This is a genomic window from Methylibium sp., from assembly GCF_013817365.1.
Taxonomy (GTDB): Bacteria; Pseudomonadota; Gammaproteobacteria; order Burkholderiales; family Burkholderiaceae_C; genus Methylibium.
This window is the reverse complement of the sequence record NZ_JACDCU010000152.1, coordinates 1-8408: the sequence shown is the minus strand read 5'-3', so window position 1 is coordinate 8408 and position 8408 is coordinate 1. Positions and strand designations below refer to the sequence as shown.

Sequence of the window (8408 nt, the reverse complement as noted above, 5' to 3'; positions counted from 1 at the left end):
CTTCGTCCTCGCCGGTGATCAGGTTGCGCTCCAGCACGCCGGCGGCCCAGGCTTGCTCGTCGCCGATATCGCCTTTCATGCCGACCACGAGTTTGCGGATCAGCATGGGCGAGAAGCCGCAGTCGAGGAGCTTTTGCGTCAGGCGGGCCTGCTCGGGCTGCTTCTGGAGTTTTTCCATGAAGGCCAGGGCACCGAAGCGCTCCTCGATCAGGCCCTTCATGGAGCGCAGCTCGCTCATCATGGCGGCGTCGTGCTGCGGCTCGCGCTGGGCGTGCTCGGCAATCGATGGCGTGGCGCGATGCGGTGCTTCTTCTGCAGCAATCGCCTCGCGACGGGCCGGTGCGACGCTGCGCGCGAGGCGCTGCTCGACCGGCTCGGCGGCGGCTGCCACGGCCGCGGCGGCCCGTGCGGTGCTTTGCGTCTCGGCCCGTTGCTCGGCCTCGGCGCGCAGGGCGGCGTCTCGTTTCTTGAGCATGCGCTCGCGCACGTAGTCCTGGAACGACAGCGTGCTCATCGCGAGCTGTTCGGCGTCGTTGGCGACATCGGGTGCGCTGGCCGGCCGGGCAACGGGCGGGGCCGGCTGAGACCGGGCGGCTTGCTTGACAGGTGCGGGCAGGGCGGCAGGCGCCTGCTGCACCGCGGGCGCCTGCTGCACCGCGGGCGCCTGCTGCACGGCGGCCATCCGGTGCATGGCGGCCAGCGCCTGCGGTGCCATCGCCAGCATCTCGATGCCTTCGGCGCAGGGTTTGGTAGAGAGCACCACGGCGTCGTCGCCGAGCGTCTGGCGCATCTTGTGCATCGCGTCGCGCGATGTGCGGCCGGTGAAGCGTTGGACGTTCATGCGCTGCCCCTCGAATCGTTGAATGCTGTGTTGCGGCTCATGCTGCGCCGCGGAAGTGGCCGGTACGCCGCGAGCGACGGGCGGGCGGCGCAACGCAGCATTCGCTCGCTTCGATCCCCGCTGCGCGGGGTCCCTCTTTCGCGGCTCATGCTGCTGCCCCGATGACCGACGCGATACGGATCGAATGCGTGTCCGGAATCTCGCTGTGCGAGAGCACCTTCAGGCGCGGCGCGCTGCGCTTGAGCAGGCGGGCGATCTGCGAACGGATGGCGTCGGGCACCAGCAGGCAGGCCGGCAGGCCCAGGTCTTCCTGGCGCTTGGAGGCATCGGCGGCGGAGCGGGTGAGCGTGTCGGCCACGCCGGGGTCGAGCACCGGGCCGTGGGCCGAGGTCAGCGCCTGGGCGAGCAGGCGCTCGAGTTCGGGCTCGATGGCGATCACTTCGAGCTCCTTCACCGGGCCGTAGATCTGTTGCACGATCGCCGGGGCCAGCGCCACGCGGATGCGGCGGGCCAGCTCGGTGGGGTCGTTGGCGAGGTTGGCGTTGCCGCCCACGTGTTCGGCCAGCGCCTCGATGACCGAGCGCATGTCGCGGATGTGCACGCCCTCTTCGAGCAGCAGCTGCAGCAGTTTCTGAAGGGCGGCGATCGGAACCATCTTGGGAACCACGTCTTCGATGAGTTTGGGTGCCAGCTTTGTCACGTGTTCGACCAGTTGTTGCGTTTCCACGCGTCCCAGCAGGCGGGCTGCATTCACTTGCATCAAGTGTGAAAGGTGGGTCGCCACGACGGTCGCGCAATCAACCACCGTATAGCCGGCCATTTGCGCCGCTTCTCGCTGGCGTTCCTCGACCCAGGTGGCGGGCAGGCCGAAGGCCGGGTCGGTGGTGCTGGTGCCGAGCAGCGGCGTGCTCACGTTGCCGCCGTTGATGGCCAGCAGCATGCCCGGGAAGGCCTCGCCTTCGCCGACCACCGCGCCGCGCAGCGTGAGGCGGTACATGCTCGGACGCAGCTCGAGGTTGTCGCGGATGTGCACGGGCGGCGGCAGGAAACCGACGTCCTGCGCGAACTTGCGGCGCACGCCCTTGATGCGCGCGAGCAGGTCGCCCTGGCGTTCCTTGTCGACCAGGGCGATGAGGCGGTAGCCGACTTCCAGGCCCAGCGTGTCCACCGGTTGCAGGTCGTCCCAGCTCGCCTCGGCGTCGGGGGCCGGGCCGGCCTTCGCGGTGATCGGGCCGGCGGCTGCCGCGGCCTTCGCCTTGGCTTCGCGCTGGCTCATCCAGTACGCCAGCCAGCCGAGCAGCCCCGCGATGAGCAGGAACACCAGGTGCGGCATGCCGGGTATGACGCCCAGCAGACCGATCACGCCGGCGGTGATGGCCACCGACTTCGACGTCTTGAAGAGCTGGCCGATGATCTGCTCGCCGACGTCTTCGTCCTTGCCGACGCGCGAGACCACCAGCGCGGCGGCCACCGAGATCAGCAGCGCCGGAATCTGCGCGACCAGCGCATCGCCGATGGCCAGCAGGATGTAGCTGTCGGCTGCGGCACCGGCCGACATGTCGTGCTGGACCATGCCGATGACGAGGCCGCCGACGATGTTGATGACGAGGATGAGCATGCCGGCCATGGCGTCGCCGCGCACGAACTTGCTGGCACCGTCCATGGAGCCGTAGAACTCGGCCTCGTCGCCCACTTCGATGCGGCGGCGCTTGGCTTCCTTCTCGTCGATCAGGCCGGCATTCAGATCGGCGTCGATCGCCATCTGCTTGCCGGGCATGGCGTCGAGCGTGAAGCGCGCGCCGACCTCGGCGATGCGCTCCGCGCCCTTGGTCACCACGATGAAGTTGATGACCACCAGGATCGCGAACACGATCAGGCCGACCGCGAAATTGCCGCCGATCAGGAAGTGGCCGAAGCTCTCGATCACCTGGCCGGCCGCGCCCGGGCCGGTGTGGCCCTCGAGCAGCACCACGCGCGTGGAGGCCACGTTGAGCGACAGGCGCAGCAGTGTGGTGAGCAGGATGACCGTAGGAAAGGCCGCGAAGTCCAGCGGCTTGACCATGTAGGCCGAGACCATCATCACCATCAGCGCGCAGGCAATGTTGAAGGTGAACAGCAGGTCGAGCGCCAGCGGCGGCAGCGGCAGCACCATCATTGCCAGCACCATCAGCACCAGCACCGGCACCGCGAAGCTGCGGATCAGGCGGTGGTTGCCGAGCAGGCCGTGCATCTGGGCGAGCATGGGGTTCATGCCGTTGCTCCAGCGGTGGGTGCGTTGTGCGGATCCAACTCCCTCGGCACCTGCAACTCAGGCAGCGCGCCCGGCATCTGCGCGCGCCCGCTCATCGCGGCGCGCAACTGGTACACATAGGCCAGCACCTGCGCCACCGCGCTGTACAGCGCCACCGGAATGTCGCGGTCGAGCTCGGCGTGCGCGTAGAGCGCGCGGGCCAGCACGGGGGCCTGCAGCACCGGCACATCGGCGCCTTTGGCGGCGTCGCGGATGCGCATCGCCATCAGGTCGGCGCCCTTGGCCACCACCCGCGGCGCGCCGGTCTTGCTTTCGTCGTACTTCAGTGCCACTGCATAGTGAGTCGGGTTCATCACCACCAGGTCGGCCTTGGGCACTTCGCCCAGCATGCGGCGGTTGGCCATCTCGCGCATGCGCACCTTCAGCTTGGCCTTGATCTCCTGGTTGCCCTCGAGCTCCTTGTGCTCCTGCTTGACTTCCTGATGGCTCATCTTCAGGCGCTTGGCATGCTGGAACATCTGGATCGGCACGTCGAACGCTGCGAAGACAGCCAGGGTCAGCACCAGCAGCGCCAAGCCCGCCAGCACATCGCCGCCAACATGCGAGACGGCGGCCGGCAGCGGCAACGCCAGTGCGGCGGCGAAGTCGTCGAAATGAAAGGTCAGGTAGAGCCCGCCGACCGTGCCGAGCGTCAGTGCGAGGGCACAGGTGCGCAGCGTGTCGATCAGCCTGTCGATCGACAGCAGCTTGGGCACGCTCGTGAGCACATTGAACTTTTCGAACTTGGGCTTCAAAGCCTTGACGCTGAAGTTCCACCCGCCGAGCGCCATGCCGGTGGCCAGCGCCACCGCCATCATCACGCCGCCGAGCGGCGCCACTGCCCAGGTGAACTGCACGCCGAATTCGGCCAGCCGCTCGCCCATTGCAGTGGGCGCGGCCACCGTGACGTGGTCGAAGCTGAGCCCCCGGATCAGCAGCGTCTCGAGCCAGCCGGCCACCGTGGGTGCGAGCAGAGCCAGCATCGCCAGCCCGGCGGCGATGGCGCCCAGGTGCCCGAGGTCACGCGAGCGCGCGACCTGTCCGTCCTGGCGTGCCTTGCGGAGCTTGCGCTCCGAGGCTGGCAGGTTGCGGTCTTGGGCGCCTTGGTCGGCCATGGGCGGGTCGCGTGAGGGAAGAGTCCGGGTTCAGGGGATTCTTCCGGCGCGAGGCCGCAACTTGAGCGGGATAAGCGGGGTGGGGACAGTGCTTTTCTCGGGGCGGGAAGGCCGCAGCGAGGGCGCGGGTGCCTGCTGTATCGATCAATCTGACTAGAATGCTGACTACTTCCTTTTTATTCACGCCGCGCGAGCGGCATGGAGCGGACGATGTCGAGTTGGCCGGTGCAGGATGCCAAGGCGCGTTTCAGTGAATTGCTGCGCGCGAGCTTGGCCGAGGGACCGCAGATCGTCACACTGCGGGGCAAGGAAGTCGCCGTGCTGGCGCCGGTCGGGGAGTGGCGGCGCCTGTCGGAGTCGGCGCGTCCGGGACTCAAGGCGCTGCTGCTGGCGCCTGGGGCGCCCCTGGATCTGGAGATTCCGGCGCGGGGTCAGCGGCAGCGAAAAGCGCCTGCAGCCGCGGAGCGCTGAGCGTGTACCTGCTCGACACCAACGTCGTCTCGGAGGTCCGCAAGCGCAAGCCGCATGACGCGGTGCTGGCCTGGCTCGAGGCGGCACCGGAAAGCGCGTTGCACGTCAGCGCCGTCACGCTCGGCGAGATTCAGGCCGGCATCGAGATCACCCGTGAGCAGGATCGCGCCAAGGCCGAGGAAATCGAAACCTGGCTGGAGGAGCTTGCACAGTCGTTGCAGGTGCTGCCGGCGGATGCTGCGGTGTTCCGGCGTTGGGCGAAGCTGATGCACGGGCGTCCCGACCATCACCTGGAAGACGCCTTGATCGCCGCGACAGCACTCGTTCACGGCCTGACTGTCGTGACGCGCAACACGCGCGACTTCAAGCCGTTCGGCGTGGCGCTGGTCGATCCGTTTCGCGGTTCGCCGTAGGCGCATCCGCGTCTTGTCCTCCGCGCGCAATGGCGGACGAGACATCGACACGCTCGCAATGGGTGCTCGTGCGTACGAGGAAGCGAAGGCTGCTTTCGATTATCTTGACCCTCTCGAGGAGCGGGCTCGGCGAAGCCGAGGCTTGCCGACGCTCAAAAGAACCCCGCCTTCTGCGCCGCCTCCGCCACCGCCCGTGTCAGATCGCTGAGCTGCACTCCGGCATCGTCGGAAGGCCCCGTGCTGGCCGTGCCGCTCCACATCAACTTGCCGGTGGCCACGTCGGTCAGGGCGCCGTTCAGCCCATGGCGGTACGCGCCCGCCCCGCCGCCGATCGGCAGCGAGATGCCGATGCCGCTGCCCACGCCGATGCGTCCGCCGCCGAAGCTGCCGATGCCGATGTTCACGAACGGCCCCGAGTAGCGCCCGGGCACCACCTCGCTCACTACCGCGGCGCTCAGCACCGCCTGCGCACCGGCCGTGCGGGCGGCGGGCAGGTAAGCGCTGGGTGCCTGCTCGCGGCCGCGCACGGGATTGGGCAGGCCGTCGGGGGCGATGCTCGCCGTGGCGCCGTAGGCCACCACTTCGGCGGCCAGCCGGTCCTCGCACAGGCGCTTGACGGCCGCGTCGGGCGCTTCGCACACGACGAGGATGGTGGTGTCGCGCAGCGAGCGGCCTTGGAACTGCGGGTCGGTCCATTGCGCGTCGAGCGATGTCGTTGCGCAGCCCGCGAGCAGTGCGGCGCCGACACACGCGGCGGCGTGTGCGCTGGTCCATGCGGCGCCGCCGGTATCGGCCCGCATCACGGCGGACGCGTCGGCGGTGGCCGCCGTCGCGGCGGCAGTCGGTGCGGCACTGAGCGCTACCTTGCCTGCACTTTTGCGTGCGCGGGAACCTGCCTGAAGGGTCGGGGTGTCGTTGCGGTCTTGCATCGCGCGGCTCCTGGTGAAGCCAGCAGCTTATAGCGGGGGCGATGGCCTCACCCGCCAGGGCGGCTGCGGCCACAATCGGCGCCACGGCGCACCCGGCATCGGCACGACAGGAGCAACCCCAGTGACTCAGCCACCCCGCGCGTTCGTGATCGGCAGCATCCGCATCAAGGACGCCGCCAAGTGGCAGCAGTACCGGGACGCCGTGCCGGCCACGCTGGCGCCGTGGCGCGGCGAGATCCTGCTGCGCGGGCGGCGTGCCCTGCTGCTGAGCGGCGAGACGGCGCACACCGACACGGTGGTGATCCGCTTTCCCGATACCGCTTCGGTGGAGGGCTGGTACCGCTCGGACGCCTACGCCGCGCTGATTGCGTTGCGCAATGAGGCCGCGGAGGTGCTGCTGGTGAGCTACGAGGGTTAGGCCGCGCGTGGCGTCGCGCCGCGGCCGGGGCGTGACCGACGCCGGCGCGCACGGGACGGTCGCCACCGCCGCTTGCGCTACGGTCGCCCCACCACACTCGTAGGAATGGCGATTGCCGCATGACGTGCTCCCGTCGATTGACGAACCTCCCGGAGCCCCTCATGAAAGCCCTTTGCTGGCACGGCAAGAAAGACATCCGCTGCGATACCGTTCCGGATCCGCGCATCGAGGACCCGCGCGACGCCATCATCAAGGTCTCGAGCTGTGCCATCTGCGGCTCCGACCTGCACATCTTCGACGGCTTCATGCCCGGCATGAAAACGGGCGACATCATCGGCCACGAGTTCATGGGCGAGGTGATGGAGGTCGGCGCCAACAACAAGAAGCTCAAGGTCGGCGACCGGGTGGTGGTGCCCTTCACCATCACCTGCGGCGAATGCGAGCAGTGCCGGCGCGGCAACTTCTCGGTGTGCGAGCGCAGCAACCGCAACAAGGACCTGGCCGACAAGGTGTTCGGCCACACCACGGCGGGCCTGTTCGGCTACACGCACCTGACGGGCGGTTACGCCGGCGGCCAGGCCGAGTACGTGCGCGTGCCCTTCGCCGACGTGGCACCGGTCAAGGTGCCCAGCCACCTGACCGATGAGCAGGTGCTATTCCTGGGCGACATCTTCCCGACCGGGTGGCAGGCCGCCGTGCAGTGCGACATCCAGCCCGAGGACACCGTGGCGATCTGGGGGGCCGGGCCGGTGGGGCAGTTCGCCATCCGCAGCGCCGTGCTGCTCGGCGCCAGGCAGGTGATCTGCATCGACCGCGTGCCCGAGCGCCTCAGCATGGCGCGCGCCGGCGGTGCGATCACCATCAACTTCGACGAAGAAAGCGTGCTCCAGCGGCTGAAGGACCTGACCAACGGCAAGGGGCCCGAGAAGTGCATCGACGCGGTCGGCATGGAGTCGCACGCCACGCGTTCCATCGACAGCCTGGTCGACCGTGCCAAACAGGCGGTCATGCTGGAGACCGACCGCCCTCACGTGCTGCGCGAAATGATGTACGTGTGCCGACCGGCCGGCATCCTTTCGGTGCCCGGCGTGTACGGCGGGCTGATCGACAAGATTCCCTTCGGCGCCTTCATGAACAAGGGCCTGACCATGCGCACCGGCCAGACCCACGTGAACCGCTGGACCGACGACCTGCTGCGCCGCATCGACGAAGGCCAGATCGATCCGTCCTTCGTCATCACGCACACGGTGGGCCTCGAGGAAGGCCCCGACATGTACAAGACCTTCCGCGACAAGCACGATGGCTGCATCAAGGTGGTGATCAAGCCGGGGCAGACGCCCCAGCAACGCAAGCCGCAGGCGCAAGGAGCGATGGCATGAACCAGCTCGCCAAGCTCAACACCACGCACCACGGCCGCGCGGCTTTGAGAAGGGCCCGCGGCCTGGGTCTGTTCAGCATGGCGCTGGGCATGGCTGAATTGCTGGCGCCGCGCGCCGTGGCACGCGCCACCGGCTTGCAGGGACACGAACTGCTGTTGCGCGCCTACGGCCTGCGGGAAATCGCCACGGGTTTCGGCCTGCTCACTTCGCCCCGGCCCTCGCGCTGGCTATGGGCCCGCGTGGGCGGCGACGCGCTCGACATGGCTACGCTCGGCACCCGCTTGCACGAGGGGAACCCGCATCGCCTGAGCACCGCCGTGGCGCTGGCGTCGGTGGCAAGCGTGATTGCCGTCGATGCAGCCTGCGCGCGCTCCGTGGAACACGCAGCCGAGGCGGCCGACGCGCCGGTGCACGACTACAGCGATCGGCGCGGACTGGCCGAGGTTCCGACAAAAATGCGCGGCGCTGCCCTCGAAACCTTCGAAATGCCGCAGGACATGCGCACCCCCGAGGCATTGCGGCCCTACGCGGTGCATTGAGCCGCCGGTTCGA

General features: G+C 68.6%; 8 protein-coding genes and 1 pseudogene. 5 read left to right on the top strand and 4 right to left on the bottom strand.

The window, feature by feature from the left end:
- The 3 genes and pseudogenes from H0W38_RS10885 to H0W38_RS10875 form a co-directional block, all read right to left on the bottom strand.
- A pseudogene (locus H0W38_RS10885) lies at nucleotides 1-841 on the bottom strand (flagellar biosynthesis protein FlhF); the annotation flags it as partial.
- 145 nt (nucleotides 842-986) lie between these two features.
- Nucleotides 987-3083 carry a flagellar biosynthesis protein FlhA gene (gene flhA / locus H0W38_RS10880; RefSeq protein ID WP_292453799.1) on the bottom strand — a complete coding sequence of 699 codons (2097 nt, stop codon included), beginning with the start codon at nucleotides 3081-3083 and terminating at the stop codon, nucleotides 987-989.
- Between the two features lie 5 nt (nucleotides 3084-3088).
- A complete protein-coding gene (locus H0W38_RS10875) occupies nucleotides 3089-4246 on the bottom strand; it encodes a flagellar biosynthesis protein FlhB (protein WP_292453796.1) in 1158 nt (385 codons plus the stop codon).
- 210 nt (nucleotides 4247-4456) lie between these two features.
- On the opposite strand from H0W38_RS10875, the gene H0W38_RS10870 reads away from it, so the two are divergent.
- Together H0W38_RS10870 and H0W38_RS10865 are read left to right on the top strand one after the other, a co-directional pair.
- Nucleotides 4457-4717: a type II toxin-antitoxin system Phd/YefM family antitoxin gene (locus H0W38_RS10870; RefSeq protein WP_292453794.1), complete on the top strand. Its 261-nt coding sequence runs from the start codon at nucleotides 4457-4459 to the stop codon at nucleotides 4715-4717.
- 2 nt (nucleotides 4718-4719) lie between these two features.
- The gene (locus tag H0W38_RS10865; protein WP_292453791.1) at nucleotides 4720-5130 is read left to right on the top strand and encodes a type II toxin-antitoxin system VapC family toxin; all 411 of its coding nucleotides are present in this window, start codon (nucleotides 4720-4722) and stop codon (nucleotides 5128-5130) included.
- Nucleotides 5131-5282: 152 nt separating this feature from the next.
- Here H0W38_RS10865 and H0W38_RS10860 read toward each other — a convergent pair whose 3' ends face one another.
- Nucleotides 5283-6059 carry a hypothetical protein gene (locus tag H0W38_RS10860; RefSeq protein ID WP_292453789.1) on the bottom strand — a complete coding sequence of 259 codons (777 nt, stop codon included), beginning with the start codon at nucleotides 6057-6059 and terminating at the stop codon, nucleotides 5283-5285.
- Nucleotides 6060-6180: 121 nt separating this feature from the next.
- Here H0W38_RS10860 and H0W38_RS10855 point away from each other — a divergent pair, with 121 nt between their 5' ends.
- The 3 genes from H0W38_RS10855 to H0W38_RS10845 all read left to right on the top strand — a co-directional run bounded on the left by H0W38_RS10855 (nucleotide 6181) and on the right by H0W38_RS10845 (nucleotide 8395).
- A complete protein-coding gene (locus H0W38_RS10855) occupies nucleotides 6181-6477 on the top strand; it encodes a DUF1330 domain-containing protein (protein ID WP_292453785.1) in 297 nt (98 codons plus the stop codon).
- A gap of 161 nt (nucleotides 6478-6638) precedes the next feature.
- The gene (locus H0W38_RS10850) at nucleotides 6639-7856 is read left to right on the top strand and encodes a zinc-dependent alcohol dehydrogenase (protein WP_292453783.1); all 1218 of its coding nucleotides are present in this window, start codon (nucleotides 6639-6641) and stop codon (nucleotides 7854-7856) included.
- Nucleotides 7853-8395: a hypothetical protein gene (locus H0W38_RS10845; protein WP_292453781.1), complete on the top strand. Its 543-nt coding sequence runs from the start codon at nucleotides 7853-7855 to the stop codon at nucleotides 8393-8395. Before H0W38_RS10850 ends, H0W38_RS10845 begins: the two co-directional genes overlap by 4 nt.
- The last annotated feature ends 13 nt before the right edge of the window (nucleotides 8396-8408 follow it).

Coding starts and splice junctions, on each gene's coding strand:
- flhA (WP_292453799.1), bottom strand. CDS start 3,083: ATGCTCGCCCAGATGCACGGCCTGCTCGGCAACCACCGCCTGATCCGC.
- H0W38_RS10875 (WP_292453796.1), bottom strand. CDS start 4,246: ATGGCCGACCAAGGCGCCCAAGACCGCAACCTGCCAGCCTCGGAGCGC.
- H0W38_RS10870 (WP_292453794.1), top strand. CDS start 4,457: ATGTCGAGTTGGCCGGTGCAGGATGCCAAGGCGCGTTTCAGTGAATTG.
- H0W38_RS10860 (WP_292453789.1), bottom strand. CDS start 6,059: ATGCAAGACCGCAACGACACCCCGACCCTTCAGGCAGGTTCCCGCGCA.
- H0W38_RS10850 (WP_292453783.1), top strand. CDS start 6,639: ATGAAAGCCCTTTGCTGGCACGGCAAGAAAGACATCCGCTGCGATACC.
- H0W38_RS10845 (WP_292453781.1), top strand. CDS start 7,853: ATGAACCAGCTCGCCAAGCTCAACACCACGCACCACGGCCGCGCGGCT.